We start from the raw sequence: 17273 nt of genomic DNA on the forward strand, positions 1-17273 counted from the left end.
AAAAATTGAAGGAGTAAGAGGACGCTTTCCAGCTTCGATAATCCTTCTGTGTTTCTTGGAGTATCGCATGTGACTGAATATTGGCCTCGAACAGAGGATGACTCTTGGGATGGCGATGGAGAAAGGACCCACGAGAGCTGGGGGGCTTTGTCTTATGGTGGGGAGTCACTGGCGCCTTGGTCAGGATCTTTTTCACCCAGATTGTTGATTAGAGGGCATACAAGTTTTGATGAGCTTCAAGCCCAAAAGTTATCTCATTTTGACCGTGAGGTGAAAGTGCATGTGGAGGCTGTTTCGGGTGATGCAGGAATGATCCCGATTGATCTGGAGCGCGCTTTAGGATTTGGGGTCGAAGTGTTTCTCCTATCCGAGGGATGCGCAGTAGAGTCTTCGCGTATTGTAAGTTTGTGGAGGCATAGCCTCAGAACGGGATACCTTGCTGCGTTGATTGCCTTGAATCAGGGGTCGAATCAACGCATGGTGTGGCAATCGTTTGTGGGAGGGGTGCTTCATGATATTGGCATGCTCGTGTTTTTGACCCAGCAGCCGGAGGTGTTCACGACCGTCGTAGAGATAGCCCAATGCCGAGGAGGGAACTTGGCCGTGCTGGAAAGACAGGTCTTGGGGTACACACACGGGGAAAGTGGAGTCACTTTTCTGGCGCGATGGGGTATAGAGGATATGTTACTTACGATTGTGGCGTTCCATGATGATCCATCGAAGGTTCCCCATTCGACCTTTGGTCCTTTGACAGCCGTATATGCCGCAAATTTTGTTGAGGGGGGAGGGATCGCTCAGGATGGGGATGGAGTCATTGGGAAAGATGGAGAAGAGTATTTAACCCGGTTAGGTCTGTGGGATGATCTACCGATTTGGCAAAGCTGGATGCCAAATATTCAGCAGATGGCGATTCATTAAATACGAGTGGCACTCAATTCATTATTCAACGGTCTGCATGTTCACTAATTGGCCTCCCTTGTTTTTATTCAGATGCTTCTCCTTACTTTCTTTAGCATTTGTCTAGATATTTTTCCTCATTTGTGTCTTTAGCCTGGTCTGAAATTCCTGAATTCTTTGGGTTCCCATTGTCAGGAAGAGGGTGTAGGATTTGTCTGAAGAGTGCGTCTCTGAATTATAGAAATGCGGGGGGAATGAGGACAGGTCCTTGGACGACTCGTATATTGTCACGCTCTTGATTGGAATTTTCTGGCACTCTGGTGATTGTATGCATAACGAATACTGGGTAAGCTGGTAGATAATGATGTTGAGGAGGGGCATGAGGATTCTGTCTGGACACTTAATTGGCGGAGTAATCGTTGGGGCATGCATCCTGTTCCTCCCTCAGACCGTCGTCTCCTTGGACCCTCCTTCGGCTCCCTGTCAAAATTCTGAAGGATGTGTTACGAAATTTCTTGAACATCTAGAATCATTTGGAGCTGATTCTGAAGCCGGATGGGATCATGCAAAGTCTTTCAATCAGATTGTTACATCTAATGATAATTCCGCTTTGGTCAAACGTGTCGGGTTCCGTTATGGATATTGGCTCAAGGAATCCTCCCCTCTTGAAGCTATTCCCCTGTTGAAATCCGCTCTCCATGATTTCCCTATTCTGGGCGATTATCTTACCTTTTGGATGGGACAGGCATATGCTTATGCTGGTTTAGGGAGGGAGGCGGCAGAGGCGTTTCAACAGTTTAATGAGCATTATGCCGATTCTTTGCTTCGCGCTGAAGCACTCTATGCGGGTGGGGATGTTTTGGCAAAATTGGGGGATTGTGACGCAGCCCTCTCGATGTGGTCCCAGGCTCTCAGCATAAAATCTGACCATCCCAAATCCGCAGAAGCCTTCTTCCAAATGGGTTTATGTTCTGCTCAAATAGGACAACGGGAAAAGGCGATTGAGATTTTCCGTGAAATATGGTGGAAATTCCCACTCGCCCCTGAGCGGCTGAAGGCTGAATCGTGGCTACGCCGGGAAGTGGGTTCTTTGTTTTTGCCCTCACCGGAAGAGCGATACAAGCGTAGCATGGCATTGTATAACGGGGGAGCTTTGGAGGAAGCCGTTCAGGAATTTCAAACCATTACGACTCTGTCTTCTCCTATTCCTCAGTTTTTTCAGGTCCAATACACCTTGGCCATGGCCTTGGTTCGTTTGAAACGGTATGACCAGGCAGAAGCGATACTGACCTCGCTATCCCGTTCCTCCTCCTCCAGAACAGATGATGCATGGGTATGGTTGGGAAGAGTGTATTTGCGTCAGGGGAAAGGGGCAGAATTGGAGGCTCTTGTCGAAACCTCCGCAATGGGTAGGGTAACCGGTGATCAGCAATCGCTGCTCTTCACCTTTTACGGTATTTGGTTGGAAGATCATGCTCGCTGGCTCGAGGCCGGGAAGGCCTATAGGCGGGCAGGCGCTGTGGCTCGCACGTTACCGCAGCGGTTGGATGCGCTTTGGCGAGTGGGGTGGATTCACTATCAACAGAAACAATTTATTGATGCTATTGAGATATTTCAGGAGATTACCCAGGCAGTCGGAACTCCTCAAACCGAATCTTCTCTCCATGCCGCCTCTCAGGCTTCCTATTGGTTGGCCCGTGCCCAGGAACATCTTGGACAGATGGAGGCCGCGCGAGAACGTCTAAAAAAATTAAGCCAGGACTATCCATTTACCTACTATGGGCAATTGGCAGATATTCGACTCGGTCCCTCAGAATTCTCGACGAAACAATGGGCGGTGTTGGCATCGACTGACGTGATGCCCGTGGATACTCCAACTCTCCTTCAGCAGGATATCCACTATCAAAAAATTCAAGAATTACGAACTCTTCGCCTGCATAAGGAGGCAGTCAATGAGCTTGAGGTCGTTTCTGCCCGCTTCGGAGCCGACCCCAAAGCTTTTTCTCAATTGATTTCATTGGCTAGTGAAGTTGGGGCCTACGATGTCGGGATTCGATTATCTATTCGTCATTTTGGGTCGACGTTGCGGAAAGGACAGCTCCATGCCTCTTCTGCTGCCTGGTTGGGGGCTTTTCCCATGGGTTACCAAAGGGTTATTCAATCGTTCGCCCCAAAGCAAGTGGATCCGTTTTTAGTCGCGGGGCTAATTCGCGAAGAAAGCCTATATAGTGCCCGTGTCGTTTCCCCGGTTGGCGCGATTGGCTTGATGCAACTCATGCCAGAGACAGCCAAAAGGGTTGGTCGTCAGTTGGGATTACCGGCCTCCGATTCTGATCGGAAGGGCCTGGTTGAACCAAACAGCAACATTCAATTGGGGACGTATTACTTGGGGCAGTTGCTGAATGAATTTCAAGGCAATATCATTTATTCGGTGGCTGCCTATAATGCTGGCCCCCAGGCGGTTAAACGGTGGATTGGGCAAAATGGTCATCGAGATCCGGATGAATTTATCGAGCTGATTGGATATCGAGAAACCCGTGGATATGTGAAGCGCGTACTTGGAAGCTATCGAATTTATCGAACTCTGTTTGGGGATGTCTGCCGGGGTGTTTCTCTTGACAGGTTTTGTTGAACGAATTATAGTCCGCCTCGTTTGCCCTAGCTAATAAGGAGGCGTGCACGTGAGCGTAGATAAATTAGAAACGTTGGAGGTTCGAGTTAAGAAATTACTTGATTTGGTTATTGAGCTACGGCAGGATAAATCCCACCTGGAACAGGAATTGGAATCCACTCGAGAGCGGCTGGCCAAACACGAAGAAATGTCTGAAGGATGGGAAGAGGAGCGGACCACGATCCGGTCTAGAATTGAAAAAGTACTTGGCGAGCTTGAATTTTTGGACCGTTCGAACGATTAACCTATGGGATTAGGGAATGACGAGGACCATTGAAGTTGAAATCTTTGGTCATCGAATCTCTCTTCAAGGAGAGGGAGATGAGGCGTACTTTCATGAGTTAGCGGGGTATGTGGATGCGCAAATGCGAAACCTTGCTCAAAAAACCCGAACAAGCACTCCCACTAAGCTAGCTATTTTGGCCGCCATTAACATTACGGACCAGCTCTTTCGGCAAGAGAGGCACCGACAGTTTGGAGAAGCTGAAATTGAACGACGGACTCAAGTTTTATTGGAAACGATAGAAAAGCACCTCGAGACTAACCCGAATTAACCATTTTCCTCTTCGTATCCTCTCTTCCTGCCATAGTTAGGTATTACCTTTGAAATCAATTGGTTGAATTGCATTGTTCTGCTCGTTGCCGAATCCTTGTCGGTCTATTCCCATCATTCAACTGCCTTTTTATTGAAATACCTCATCGTCTTCTGATATTTTACTCCTCATAAGTTATTGAATTGCAAAGAAAGAAAGGAATATCCCTCTTGTAGGGGGAATTAAACTGGAGGCCCACTATGACAAGAATTTTTATAGTCATTGTGGGTTTTTTGTATGATGGGATTGTACGAAGTAGGAATTTTTTATTTGAGGGCAGGTTAAAATCTTGGAAATCGTTTTTGAAGAGGCAAATTGCTCATTTCTATTCGAATGGCTCGCCTTGTGATCTAAAAATTTTAAATTTTTGGCCTGTGTGGTGTCCATGTCCTTCCAATTCAATTAGTAGCTGTGAAGGCTGGATTCATTGGGTGAGTCCATTGCGTGGTGCTATTGGGCCTTTTGGCTTAGAGTATTGCCCTGTCTCTCCTCCTTCTCGTTCCCTGCAAATCCGGGCCTTCTGTCCAATCAGATAGGCTTTTCTCCAGTTTTCGTTTTCCTTCCTTTTCTGGTTTTCCCCTGTGGTTTGGTGGGATTATTTCCGACTGACTGGGGGAAAATAAATCTTATCTGATGATATGAAGAAACGAATAGGAGCTAACCTATGGACACGGTAATTCCCATACTTGCACTGGTGATCGGGGTTTTAGTTGGATTTGTGTTATCGAAGGTGTATCAGCAGCAGAGGGACTTGAAGCGTCGGTCAGCTGCTGAAGAGCAAGTTCAACAGCTCACCCAAAACGCTCAACGAGAGGCTGAAAATCTAGTTAAGGAAGCAAAACTCGAAGCAAAAGATCTATTGTTTCAAGCCAAGGCTGAACTCGAAGCGAAAGAAAAGGAAAAGAGGAATGAGATTCAGGTCGCTGATCGAAAAATCATCCAGCGGGAAGAGGCCCTTGAGCGTAAGGTCAGCCAATTTGAAAAACGTGATGAGGAAATGCGACGAAAAGAGCGTTCTCTTAAGGAAAAGGAGGAAGTTCTGGACAATAAAGCCGTGGCATGCGACCAAGCCATTAAAGAGCACCGGCTTGCCCTAGAGCAGGTGGCAGGAATTACCGCCGAAGAAGCCAAGCGTCATTTATTGGGTGAAATTGAAAGTGAAGCACGTATGGATTCGGCGTTGTTAACAAAAAGAATTTTGGATGAGGCCAAAGAAACCGCTGAACGAGAAGCTAGAGAGATTGTGACCCGGTCGATACAGCGAATCACAAGAGATTACGTCAATGAGGCCACGATTTCAGTGGTTCCCCTCGCGAATGATAGCATGAAGGGAAGGATCATCGGTCGTGAGGGAAGAAATATTCGGGCTTTGGAGGCGGCAACTGGCGTCGATCTTATTATTGATGAAACCCCGGAGGCGGTGATCGTGTCCGGATTCGATCCCCTTCGGAGAGAAGTAGCAAAAATTGCGTTGGAACGTCTCATGCAAGATGGGCGTATTCACCCGACTCGGATTGAGGAAGTCGTAGAAAAAGTCAAAGGTGATTTAGACAAGTTAATGAGAGATGATGCTGAAAAAGTCATCTTTGAGGTCGGCCTTTCAGATTTCCACCCTGAAATTGTCAAATTATTAGGTCGTCTTAAATATCGAACCAGTTACGGGCAAAATAACTTATATCATGCCAGGGAAGCCTCATATATCTGTGGGATTATGGCTTCAGAGCTGGGTTTAGATGTGAAGTTAGCTAAGCGTGGCGCCCTCTTGCATGATATTGGAAAAGTAGTTAGCCATGAAGAGGAAGGTACACACGCGATGCTCGGTGCGGAATTGGCGAAGAAGTATGGAGAGTCAGAGCTCATTGTGAATGCCATTGCTGCCCATCATGAGCAAGTGGAGCCACTCTGCCCAGAATCGGTCTTGGTTGCTGCTGCGGAAGCCCTTTCGGCCGCCCGTCCTGGTGCCAGACGCGAAACGCTCGAGGCCTATGTCAAGCGATTGGAAAAGCTGGAATCCTTAGCCACCGGGTTTACAGGAGTTGATAAGGCCTATGCGATTCAGGCTGGACGAGAAATTCGGGTGATTATCCGTCAGGGGGAATTAAATGACAGTGAAAGTTTTGCCCTATCTCGAGATTTGGCCAAAAAGATTGAACAAGAACTGACGTATCCTGGCCAGATCAAAGTGACAGTTATTCGAGAAAATCGCTTTATTGAATTTGCCAAATAGCTCTGTGAGTAAAGGAGAACATGAACATACTGTTTATCGGAGATATCATGGGAGAGCCAGGCCGTCGGGTGATCCTAAAGCATCTATCAAGGGTTATTCAGGAGCATCACATTGATCTGGTTATTGGAAATGGTGAGAATGCGGCAGGTGGATTTGGTATCACACAGGAGGTTGCCGAAGATCTGTTTGATTTGGGTCTTTCAGTCATTACATTAGGCAATCATGCCTGGGATAAACGTGAAGCGTTAGAGTATTTGCAAAAAGAGCAGCGGGTGATCCGTCCCGCAAATTATCCCGATGGGGTTCCAGGAAAAGGTACGTGTATTGTAGAGACCGTTCATGGCGAGCGCCTAGGGATTTTACAGCTCATGGGGCGAGTGTTTATGCCCATGGTGGACTGCCCTTTTCGGGTTGCGGAACGCGAACTGGCTCAATTAACCACACAGACTAACTGTATTCTTGTGGATATGCATGCTGAAACCACATCAGAAAAAATGGCGATGGGGTATTTTTTAGATGGCAAGGTATCTGCGGTCCTTGGAACGCATACACATGTTCAAACTGCGGATGAACAAATCTTACCTCAGGGAACAGGGTATCTAACCGATGTCGGGATGACCGGACCTGTTCAATCCGTCATCGGAATGAAGCCAAACTTGGTCATTCAGAAATTTCTGACTCAACTCCCGAGAAGATTCGAAGTGGCGACAGGGCCTTCTGTCTTGAGTGCGGCGGTGTTAAATCTTAATCACTCAACTGGAAAAACCACTCACATCACGCGTCTTCGTGTGTTTGAGTAACCTAATCTTCGTGTCAGGGCTTTTCCCTTCAGTACTTACTGTCTCGACTCTCACCCGACAGATTCGTTCAACGTTCGAGAAAAATTTCCCACCACTCTGGGTGGAAGGGGAAATTTCTAATCTTCGATGCCCTTCTTCGGGACACCGGTATTTTACCCTGAAAGACCAATCAAGTCAGATCAGAGCTGTGCTCTTTCGCAGTCAGGTCGAACGCCTGAAATTTGCGCTTCAAGATGGTTTGGAGGTCTTTGTGTTTGGCCGCCTTTCGGTGTATGAGCCGCGAGGAGACTATCAATTACTCTTGGAAGCGGTTGAGCCTAAGGGCATTGGTGCGCTGCAATTAGCTTTTGTTCAACTGAAAGCAAAGTTGGAAGCCGAAGGGTTTTTTGAGACTATAGGGAAAAAGGTCCTTCCTCTTTATCCGCAACGAATTGGGCTGGTGACCTCACCTTCCGGTGCGGCAATTCATGATTTGTTGACCATCATTCACCGACGTTGGCCTCTGGCTCAAATTTTGATAGCTCCTGTTTCTGTGCAAGGGGATGAAGCTGCCGGACAAATCGCTAAGGCTATTGGAACGCTCAACCAAATTGGCGAATTGGATGTGTTGATTGTCGGGCGTGGTGGGGGGTCGTTAGAGGATCTCTGGCCTTTTAACGAAGAAATTGTGGTGAGAGCTATTGCCTCTTCCAGAATTCCGGTGGTTTCCGCTGTTGGCCATGAATCCGATGTGACGCTTGCGGATTTAGCCGCTGATTATCGGGCTCCCACTCCTTCTGCCGCGGCAGAATTGGTGGTTCCGGATTGTTCAACGGTTAGACGTTATCTGGGGCATCAACGGGTAGGGGTGGAACGGTCTATGAGGAGTTTCTGTGTGGCGTGGAGAGGGCAAATTCAGGAACTCACCGGACGATTGCCTGAGCCTAGACTCGTGCTTGGACAATTCGTACAACAGGTGGATGAGTTAGAGCGGCAACTTTATGTAAAAATGGAGTCTTGGTGCCGGAGTCTCCATGTGCGGTTGCTGAAGCATCAGTCCACGATTTGGGAGAGAAATCCCCTGATTGACATTCGTCGGCAGCAACTGGCATTGATTGACCGTGGCATTCGCCTTGCTCGAGGAATGTCAGGGTGTATTCTTCTTAAACGCCACCAATCAGAATTGTGGATGTCTCAGCTAAATCAATTAAGTCCCCTTGCGGTCTTAGCGCGGGGATATAGCATTGTTCATAATCAGCAAAGTGGAAAAGTCGTGAAACAATCAACTGAAGTTTCTGTGGGAGAGTCAGTACGCACCAGACTTCATGAAGGTGAATTAATTTGTCTCGTAGAGCGTATCCATCCTTCAACTTAAGGAATTCCCTTTTGCTTCAGGTTCCAGCCTGGCTATAATACCTGTTTAGATAAATAGATGATGGTCTTCATAGTATAGAACCGAATCACCGACCCTCTACGGACAATTTTCATGGCTGTACTGAAATTTGAAAAAGCATTGTCCCGCTTGGAAACAATTGTGGCCGAGCTGGAACGCGGGGAGCTTTCCTTGGATGAGTCCTTGAGGATTTTTGAGGAGGGAGTCAAGCTCTCAAAAACCTGTCTGAAAATGCTGGATGATGCAGAGCGCAAAGTGGAGATCCTTGTCCAAGACAAGGATGGAAGAAAGCGTATACAGGCTTTTTCAGTTGAGGATTCCAATTTGCCGGAATCCTAGGTTTCTTTCACTACCATCTCTCTCAATCAGTAGGCTTCACATTGTCTGCTTCGTGGACATGAACATATGAAGGCTGTTCAGCCATCAGCCCCTTCTCGGAAATCCTCAAAAGAACGACTGGACTCCCTTGTCCTGAATCATGAGTTGGTCTCAAGCAGGGAACAGGCCTGTCGCCTTATTCTTGCCGGTCGGGTGAAAGTCGATGGGGTATTGATTGATAAGCCAGGGAAACTGGTTGCGACAACTGTTTCGGTGGAAGTGACGAAGCCGGAATATGCCTATGCCAGCCGGGCAGGTGAAAAGCTGGCACCAGCTTTAGACGCATTTTGTATATCTTGTTTAGATTTTGTGGTTATGGATGTGGGTGCCTCCACCGGAGGATTCACCGATTGTGTGCTTCAACGTGGCGCCAATCGAGTCTATGCCATTGACGTGGGGTATGGACAATTGGATTGGAGGCTGAGAACGGATCATCGGGTTGTGGTCATGGACCGTTGCAATATCCGCCATCTTTGCCCCAAAGATATTCCTGAGCCGGTTGATTTGGCGGTCATCGATGTTTCGTTTATTTCCCTTCGCTTGGTCTTGCCAGTGATTTTGCCTGTTCTGCGTGACCAGGCGTATCTTGTCGCATTGGTTAAGCCGCAGTTTGAAGTCGGGAAAGGACAAGTCGGAAAAGGAGGCATTGTCCGTGATGAACGATTGCGTGAGCAGGTGAGGGACGGTTTTGTGGATTATGCCCGTAGCCTGTGTCTTGATGTCATTGGTGTCATGGATTCCACGCTGTTGGGAAAAAAAGGAAACAAAGAAATGCTGGTGGGAATGAAAAAAAACGGGAAGATGAGTGCTGAAGGAAGCAAGCCAATTGCTTGCGGTAGTCCCCTACCCTAATTATGTAAAAGGAGAATTCTGGGCATGTCTACAAAAATTCTGGTGACCGGTGGAGCTGGATTCATTGGATCACATCTGGTTGACCGGTTAATTCAGGAAGGCAATGAGGTCATTGTTGTTGATAATCTCTCCACAGGGAAAAGAAAGAATGTCAATAAAAAAGCCCAATTTTACAAAATGGATATCCAGAGTAAACGGATTGAACGGGTATTCCGAAATGAGCGTCCCCTTATTGTGGTCCATCTGGCTGCGCAAATGAGTGTTCGCCATTCCACGGAGGATCCAAGCTTTGATGCGCAAGTGAATATTTTAGGGACCATCAATGTTTTAGAGCATGCCGTGAAGCAGGGTGTGCGAAAGGTGACGTTTGCGTCCTCGGGAGGAGTGGTCTATGGGGAACAGGAAGTGTTCCCGGCCGCAGAGTCGCACCGGACGGAACCTCTTTCTCCTTATGGAATTAGTAAACTGGCTGGTGAAAAGTATTTGGCCTATTACACCAATGCTACCGGACTCCGGTATGTGGCGCTTCGTTTTGCGAATGTCTATGGACCCAGGCAAGACTCTGAAGGGGAGGCAGGAGTCGTAGCGATTTTCTCAAAACAGATGCTGGATGGTGGTCAACCGATTGTCAATGGAACTGGGAAACAAACAAGAGATTTCGTCTATGTGGATGATGTGGTGGAAGCGATCCTGGTGACCTTAGGAGAAGATGTGCAGGGAATATTTAATGTGGGAACCGGGCAGGAGACGACGATCAACGAATGCTATGGAATTATTAAAAACTTAACGAAGTGCCAATGCAAAGATTTGTACGGAGCGGCAAAGAAAGGCGAGCAATTCCGAAGTGTGTTGGATGTGACCAAACTCCGAGAGGTATTTGGTTGGGATCCTCAGGTTACATTGGAGGAAGGGCTTACCCGGACAGTCGATTATTTCCGTGGAACAGAAAAGTAATTAATTAGGTGCAGGTAGTAGGAGGATGATTGCTCCTGGTCAATCATCTGTTAATACCTGGGAACGGATTGATCGATCTCAATGGACCAGGCTTCAATTCCCCCAATCAGGTTTTTGACATTCGAGAATCCCTGTTGCAAAAGAAACCCTACGGCATCGGCGCTCCGCATTCCTTTATGACAGTACGCGACAATTTCAGCACTCGGGTCCAATTGTTTCAGGGAATGAGGAACCTGGCCCAAGGGAATCAGAACGGATCCCTCTATTTTTGCAATGGAGTACTCATGAGGTTCGCGTACATCCAATAAAAAAATCTGATCGCCTTTATCCATGCGCGCTTTTAAGTCGCGGACGGTGATGGTGTAACTCATATTGAAAGCCTCCTTACGTTTCTTAAGTAACTCCTTGTAGTCGAATCATCATAGCGGCTGAATTTTCGGGGTGTCAATTCCTTCTTCCTGCGAGTGAGAGGAGCAGAATAATGTCAGAATTGCCGGTCGTGTCGATTGAACACATTGCAAAGTTTGAAGGACAGGATATTACCATCAAGGGATGGATCCGCAACCGCCGTTCAAGTGGAAAGTTAAGTTTTTTGACGCTGCGGGATGGCACTGGAGATCTTCAGGCCATCCTAAGCAAGGCAGAAGTAGGAGAAGATCAATTTATCTTGAGCGGACAATTAACCCAGGAGTCTTCCGTCGTACTTACCGGGAAGCCACGGAAGGATGTCCGTGCCCCGGGTGGATTCGAGCTGGATGTGTCGAAAATTCAGGTTATTCAAATTGCCGAACCCTTTCCAATCCAACCGAAGGAGCATGGCACCGGATTTCTGATGGAGTATCGGCATCTGTGGCTGCGTTCACGACGTCAACATGCCATTTTACGAGTTCGCCATGAAATCATTCGGACCTGTCGAAATTTTTTTGATGATCGAGGTTTTACCTTAATTGATACGCCGATTTTCACCCCAAACGCCTGTGAGGGCACCACGACCTTATTCCAAACTCAATATTTTGACCAGGTAGCTTACCTGGCGCAAAGCGGGCAATTATATGGAGAAGCGGCGGCGGCGGCTTTTGGAAAAATATACTGTTTCGGCCCAACCTTTCGAGCTGAAAAATCAAAAACCCGACGACACCTGATGGAGTTTTGGATGGTGGAGCCGGAAATGGCATATGCCGACCTACCGGATGCCATGCAACTGGCGGAGGAACTGGTTTCCACAGTCATTCAGCGGGTGGTCGATACTCGCCGACCTGAATTGGAAATCCTAGAGCGGGATATTCCTAAATTAGAAGCCATGGTCAGGCCCTTTCCACGAATAACCTATGAGGAGGCCCTGACGCGTCTTCAGCAGAAGGGGGTCGCCATTCAATTTGGTGACGATTTCGGAGCGGATGACGAAACATCTTTGGCTCAAGAATTTGATCGTCCGGTGATTGTTCACCGTTATCCGGCTGCCGCTAAAGCCTTTTATATGGCTAAAGATCCAGAGAGGCCGGATTTGGCGTTATGTATGGATATGCTCGCCCCTGAGGGATATGGAGAAATTATTGGAGGGGGACAACGAATTCATGATTTGGATGAATTGCTGCAGCAGATTCAAGCTCACGACCTTCCTCAAGAAGCCTTTAAGTGGTATATAGATCTGCGGCGATATGGGACGGTTCCTCATGCTGGTTTTGGAATGGGAATTGAACGGGTCGTTGCCTGGATTTGTGGGTTAGACCATGTTCGAGAAACGATTCCTTTCCCCAGGATGCTCTATACGTTGTATCCTTAGAATGTCCATTGGGAATGACCTTGAGGTTCCCAAATATTTTTGGCACGGCTCCTGAATTTCTTTTTCCCTAGCTCCTGCCTTTTCACAACATTTTTTGAATGCTTGACATCATTGGCAAGGGTTGTATACTTCCAGGTGTGGGAGGAAGTGGGGTGATTTCCACATATATTGTAAAAATGAAACAAATCATGAATGAATGATGTTCATATACCGGTACTCGTCGAGGAAATCAGTTTTTGGCTTAATCCGCTTCCTGGTGGGGTCTATGTAGATTGTACAGTGGGATTGGGTGGAACGTCGCTGAAATTACTGGAAAAGTCTGGGAAAAATGCTCATATTATTGGTTTGGATCGTGATTATCAAGCCGTTGCTATTGCGAAAAAGACATTAAGTGAATATGAATCATCAGTAAATATAGAACATGGGAATTTCTCCCACATCAAAGATGTTGTTCAGAAGTCCGGCTATGAAAAAGTTGACGGGGTTGTGTTCGATTTAGGGGTGTCTTCTATGCAGTTGGACCAACCAGAGCGGGGCTTTAGTTTTTCCCAAAGTGGGCCATTGGATATGCGAATGGATCAAACTCAGAAGGTGACCGCAGCTGATTTGGTAAATCACCTCCCGGAAAAAGAGTTAGCGGATGTCATTTTTACGTATGGTGAAGAACGGTATTCACGTCGAATCGCCCGTGCAATTGTGCAGGCCAGAAACGTCAGTCTTATTCAAACCACCCAGGCCCTGGTAGCTGTCCTTGAGGGCGCGCTGCCCTATGCTTACAAAAAGGGGCGCTTACATTTTGCCACTAGAACCTTTCAGGCTCTTCGAATACGCGTGAATCGGGAATTGGATTTGATTGAGCCGGCCCTACGAGATGCTGTCGATCTGTTGAAGGAAGGCGGAAGGGTGTGTGTCGTGGCGTTTCACTCGTTGGAAGATCGTATTGTGAAACAAACGTTTCGTTCTATGGCAAAGAGAGAGCATCCAAGCGTTGCATTGCTAGTCAAGAAACCTGTGATTCCAAGTGTACTGGAAATTCAACAAAATCCTCGTGCCAGAAGCGCTAAGTTACGTGTGGCCGAGCGCCTTCCGGAAGGAGTAACCCTATGAGGAAAACTGTGTTCCTTGGCGTCATGATTCTTTTGGGGGTGTGGTGTCTCCTGTATGTTGGGGTCAAGATAGACATGTGGCGCCTCGGGTATGCCATTGAAGAGCTGGAATCTCAGCGTGCAGAATTCAAAAAACAGCAGGAAGGCTTGCAGGTTCGGCTGTCACAGTTAACGGATCCCCAACGAGTCGCTCAACGGGCGCAAAGTCAATTGGGACTCACCGTAGCTCAGGAGGGGCAGATTGTGATGGTCTCCCTGGATACATTACCCCCGTCTGAATCTGGTGAAAATTTTCCTGTTCGTTTAGTCCGTGAATTTTCCGATACCATCGTGAGCCTTCCGTGAAAAATCCTTCACCGGACATTCATCCCGTCTGTCGAATCCGAAGTGGCATTGTGTGTTTGGGGCTCCTTTGCGGGTTTGCGCTTATTGGTTGTCGACTTTTTTACCTACAGGTCCTTCAAGCGGATGTTGGGGCTCATCAGGCACAACAGCAACACGAAAAGACCGTGGTGGTTCAACCAGATCGAGGGGTAATTGTTGACAGCCAAGGACATCCATTGGCTCTCAATGTGGAAGTGGCATCCTTATATGTGAGGCCACCGTCCTTGAATGATCCACAACGAGTTGCCCGGTCATTAGCGCCGATCTTGCAGATGCCGGCCAAGGAATTACGTGACCTGTTCACACGAAATCAGCCTTACGTTTGGGTTAAACGCAATATTCCGGAATCCGTCGTCAAGGAATTAGAGGCCTTGAATATATCAGGATTGGGGTTGACCAAAGAACCGCATCGTTTTTATCCGAAGGGAGAATTGGTCTCTCATCTCGTGGGGTTTGCCGGAATTGATAGCCAGGGCTTGGAAGGGGTGGAACTTCAATATGAATCCTATCTACGGGGTGAAAAAAACCTGGTGAAATACCAAAGGGACGCGTTGGGCAGAAAGCTTGCTTCACCCCCAAGTCATGATTCCATCCCCTTGTCGACTGGGTACCATCTCACTTTGACTATTGATGAGGTTGTTCAATTTATTGCGGAGGCGGAGCTGGCGCAAGCCTTAAAGCAAAGCGGTGCGAAGTCTGGAAGCATTGTGATTATGGATCCCTTAACCGGGGCGATTCTGGCGTGGGCACTTCATCCCACCTTTGACCCTAATCACCTAGGGCAGTTTTCCACGCAGGATTGGCGCAATCGAGTGGTGACGGATTCCTATGAGCCGGGGTCAACGTTAAAGATTGTGGTGGCAGCGGCGGCGCTTGAAGAGGGGGTGATGTCCCCAGACACGTTAATCTATGGTGGTGATGGAAAGATGTCGGTGGCGGGGACGATTGTCCATGATCCGGCAAAAACCAGTTGGATGACGTTTTCCGAGGCGTTGGCGCAATCGAGTAATGTGGGTGCGATCAAAGTCGCAATGGAACTCGGGCAAGGCAGGGTATTTCGGTATTTGAAAGCATTTGGATTTGGAGAAAAAACGGAAATTGATCTCCCGGGAGAATCCTCAGGGATTCTCCGAGAGCCCAACAAATGGAGTGGTCGAAGCCTCTCTTCAATTGCCATGGGGCAAGAAATCGCCGTCACCCCGATACAAATGGTCACGGCCATGTCGGTAGTGGCTAATGGTGGTTGGCTGATGACGCCGTACGTTGTCTCCTCGATCCTGGACTCCCACGGACAGGCCGTGCTGACAAAAGATCCGCAACCCAAACGGCGACCCATCTCGCTTGAAACAACCACTACGTTAACTCGAATTCTCGAAGCCGCCGTAGAGGTAGGAACCGGCAAACGGGCCAGGCTTGCCGGTTATCGAGCTGCGGGCAAGACCGGGACCGCTCAAAAAATTGACCCGAAAACCGGGTCCTACTCTTCTTCGCAAGTGATTGCCTCATTTGTCGGATTTGCACCAGTCGAGCGGCCACGCCTTGCCATGTTAGTCGTCATTGATGAACCGACGATCGGGAACTGGGGGGGAGAAATTGCCGCTCCGGTCTTTCGAAAGGTCGCAGAGCGAGTCTTGCCCCATTTAGGAGTGTTGCCCGGTGGATCCGCAGTTATTCGGACAGCGGCGGCCAATTCGCCCATTTCTTCACCGCAGCCTATTGTGCAGTAACCTGTGACGCTACGAGAGCTTCTTGCCTCATTGGATATGGTGCTAAGTGAAGGAGATCTTCAGCCTGAGGTTCTGTCCATTACCGAAGACTCCCGGCAAGTAAAGCCTGGTTCGGTATTTGTGGCAATCAAAGGGGAGCACTATGATGGGCATCAGTTTGTGAGACAGGCTCAACAACAAGGGGCTGTTGGTGTGGTGGTGGAAGAGGACTTTGAGAGGCATGCCCCACTGGTAGGAGGCGCGACAGCTCTCATTAAAGTGAAAAACTCTCGAAAGGCGTTGGGTTTGTTGGCGGCAAAATTGTCCGGTCTGCCTTCTGCCCATCTGCACATGGTGGGAGTCACGGGGACGAATGGCAAAACGACGGTGACGTATTTAGCCAAATCCCTGCTGGAAGCTCAAGGACATCGTGTGGGGCTGTTGGGAACGGTAGGCTATGTGTTCGGGACCGAACATCGTGCGGCGTCACATACCACCCCTGCTTCTGTCGAGCTACAGGACATGTTAAAGGCCATGGTGAATGCCGGGTCGGATGCCGCGGTCATGGAAGTTTCTTCCCATGCGTTGGCTTTAGATCGGATAGCCGGTTGTGAATTCGACATAGTCGTGTTTACCAATCTGACGCAAGACCATTTAGATTTTCATCACACATTGGATGACTATTTTCAGGCCAAACTCCGCTTATTTACAGAATGCGTCGATAGCGGACAGAAGACCCGCCCCAAACGAGCCCTTGTCAATGCGGATGATGAACGGGGGCCACTAATTCTCCAACATTGTTCGATTCCAACTTGGACCTATGGGCTCCATGCCCACGCAGACATCAGAGCGGAAGCCATCCGTCTCTCCATGGGAGGAACGGACTTTCAGGTGAACAGTCCCCATGGCCTGTTGACGATCAAGAGCCAATTGGTGGGCGAGCATAATGTGTCTAATATGTTGGCGGCCATCGGGATTGCACTGGAAATGGGCATGACGGTTCCGATGATTGAACAAGCCGTGCAGTCAGTGGCGAATGTTCCTGGACGATTTGAACGGATCAATGAAGGCCAACCATTTACGGTCGTCGTGGATTACGCCCATACCGAAGATGCCCTGTATCGGTTGCTTCGAGCGGCAAAGGCTATTACAGAAGGACGAATCATTACCGTGTTTGGCTGTGGGGGCGATCGGGATGCCGGGAAAAGACCCAAGATGGGGCAGGTTGCGGCACGACACAGCGATGTGGTGATCGTTACGTCCGATAATCCACGAACGGAAAATCCTCACACAATCCTGACTCAAATCGAACAGGGGATTAAAGCTCTGCGTCCGGAAGAACGGTGTTCGTATCAGATCATCGCCGATCGAGCCGAAGCCATTCATGCCGCAGTGTCAGAAGCCAAGGGAGGAGATCTGTTGTTGATAGCAGGGAAGGGGCATGAAGACTACCAAATTCTTGGCACTCAGAAAATTCATTTTGATGATCGTGAAGAAGCCAGGAAGGCGATCCAACGACAGATGAGTTCCAGGTAGCTCAGACCACCCGA

16 protein-coding genes are annotated in these 17273 nt (G+C 48.4%); 15 read left to right on the plus strand and 1 reads right to left on the minus strand.

Annotated elements, in window-relative coordinates; translation table 11 throughout:
* Positions 1-69: 69 nt before the first annotated feature.
* The 10 genes from ACWHYD_RS02125 to ACWHYD_RS02170 all read left to right on the plus strand — a co-directional run bounded on the left by ACWHYD_RS02125 (position 70) and on the right by ACWHYD_RS02170 (position 10744).
* A complete protein-coding gene (locus ACWHYD_RS02125) occupies positions 70-918 on the plus strand; it encodes an HDOD domain-containing protein (protein WP_447964296.1) in 849 nt (282 codons plus the stop codon).
* Positions 919-1276: 358 nt separating this feature from the next.
* Positions 1277-3529 carry a lytic transglycosylase domain-containing protein gene (locus ACWHYD_RS02130; protein ID WP_447964297.1) on the plus strand — a complete coding sequence of 751 codons (2253 nt, stop codon included), beginning with the start codon at positions 1277-1279 and terminating at the stop codon, positions 3527-3529.
* A gap of 49 nt (positions 3530-3578) precedes the next feature.
* Complete coding sequence (gene zapB / locus ACWHYD_RS02135) at positions 3579-3812, plus strand: cell division protein ZapB (protein ID WP_342347991.1); 234 nt, start codon at positions 3579-3581, stop codon at positions 3810-3812.
* Positions 3813-3828: 16 nt separating this feature from the next.
* Complete coding sequence (locus ACWHYD_RS02140; RefSeq protein ID WP_342347990.1) at positions 3829-4122, plus strand: cell division protein ZapA; 294 nt, start codon at positions 3829-3831, stop codon at positions 4120-4122.
* Positions 4123-4825: 703 nt separating this feature from the next.
* Positions 4826-6388, plus strand: coding sequence for a ribonuclease Y (gene rny, locus ACWHYD_RS02145; protein WP_447964298.1), 1563 nt, complete (start codon positions 4826-4828; stop codon positions 6386-6388).
* 20 nt (positions 6389-6408) lie between these two features.
* Positions 6409-7188 (plus strand): TIGR00282 family metallophosphoesterase, encoded by a 780-nt coding sequence (locus ACWHYD_RS02150; RefSeq protein WP_447964299.1) that lies wholly within the window; start codon positions 6409-6411, stop codon positions 7186-7188.
* Between the two features lie 10 nt (positions 7189-7198).
* Positions 7199-8542 (plus strand): exodeoxyribonuclease VII large subunit, encoded by a 1344-nt coding sequence (gene xseA, locus ACWHYD_RS02155; protein ID WP_447964300.1) that lies wholly within the window; start codon positions 7199-7201, stop codon positions 8540-8542.
* 111 nt (positions 8543-8653) lie between these two features.
* On the plus strand, positions 8654-8899 hold the full coding sequence (xseB, locus tag ACWHYD_RS02160; RefSeq protein WP_447964301.1) for an exodeoxyribonuclease VII small subunit: 246 nt from the start codon (positions 8654-8656) through the stop codon (positions 8897-8899).
* A gap of 66 nt (positions 8900-8965) precedes the next feature.
* The gene (locus ACWHYD_RS02165) at positions 8966-9790 is read left to right on the plus strand and encodes a TlyA family RNA methyltransferase (protein WP_447964302.1); all 825 of its coding nucleotides are present in this window, start codon (positions 8966-8968) and stop codon (positions 9788-9790) included.
* A gap of 24 nt (positions 9791-9814) precedes the next feature.
* Complete coding sequence (locus tag ACWHYD_RS02170) at positions 9815-10744, plus strand: NAD-dependent epimerase/dehydratase family protein (RefSeq protein WP_447964303.1); 930 nt, start codon at positions 9815-9817, stop codon at positions 10742-10744.
* Between the two features lie 50 nt (positions 10745-10794).
* On the opposite strand, the gene ACWHYD_RS02175 is transcribed toward ACWHYD_RS02170, so the two are convergent.
* Positions 10795-11115: a rhodanese-like domain-containing protein gene (locus ACWHYD_RS02175; RefSeq protein WP_447964304.1), complete on the minus strand. Its 321-nt coding sequence runs from the start codon at positions 11113-11115 to the stop codon at positions 10795-10797.
* A gap of 110 nt (positions 11116-11225) precedes the next feature.
* On the opposite strand from ACWHYD_RS02175, the gene asnS reads away from it, so the two are divergent.
* The 5 genes from asnS (at position 11226) to ACWHYD_RS02200 (ending at position 17259) form a co-directional block, all read left to right on the plus strand.
* Positions 11226-12527 (plus strand): asparagine--tRNA ligase, encoded by a 1302-nt coding sequence (gene asnS, locus ACWHYD_RS02180; protein WP_447964305.1) that lies wholly within the window; start codon positions 11226-11228, stop codon positions 12525-12527.
* Between the two features lie 192 nt (positions 12528-12719).
* Complete coding sequence (rsmH, locus tag ACWHYD_RS02185; RefSeq protein ID WP_447964306.1) at positions 12720-13634, plus strand: 16S rRNA (cytosine(1402)-N(4))-methyltransferase RsmH; 915 nt, start codon at positions 12720-12722, stop codon at positions 13632-13634.
* Positions 13631-13978, plus strand: a complete 348-nt coding sequence (locus ACWHYD_RS02190; RefSeq protein ID WP_447964307.1) for a hypothetical protein — start codon at positions 13631-13633, stop codon at positions 13976-13978. Before rsmH ends, ACWHYD_RS02190 begins: the two co-directional genes overlap by 4 nt.
* Positions 13975-15744, plus strand: coding sequence for a peptidoglycan D,D-transpeptidase FtsI family protein (locus ACWHYD_RS02195; RefSeq protein ID WP_447964308.1), 1770 nt, complete (start codon positions 13975-13977; stop codon positions 15742-15744). The genes ACWHYD_RS02190 and ACWHYD_RS02195 overlap by 4 nt, the downstream gene beginning before the upstream one ends.
* 3 nt (positions 15745-15747) lie before the next feature.
* Positions 15748-17259 carry a UDP-N-acetylmuramoyl-L-alanyl-D-glutamate--2,6-diaminopimelate ligase gene (locus ACWHYD_RS02200; protein ID WP_447964309.1) on the plus strand — a complete coding sequence of 504 codons (1512 nt, stop codon included), beginning with the start codon at positions 15748-15750 and terminating at the stop codon, positions 17257-17259.
* The last annotated feature ends 14 nt before the right edge of the window (positions 17260-17273 follow it).

The organism is Nitrospira sp. Ecomares 2.1, from assembly GCF_965152585.1.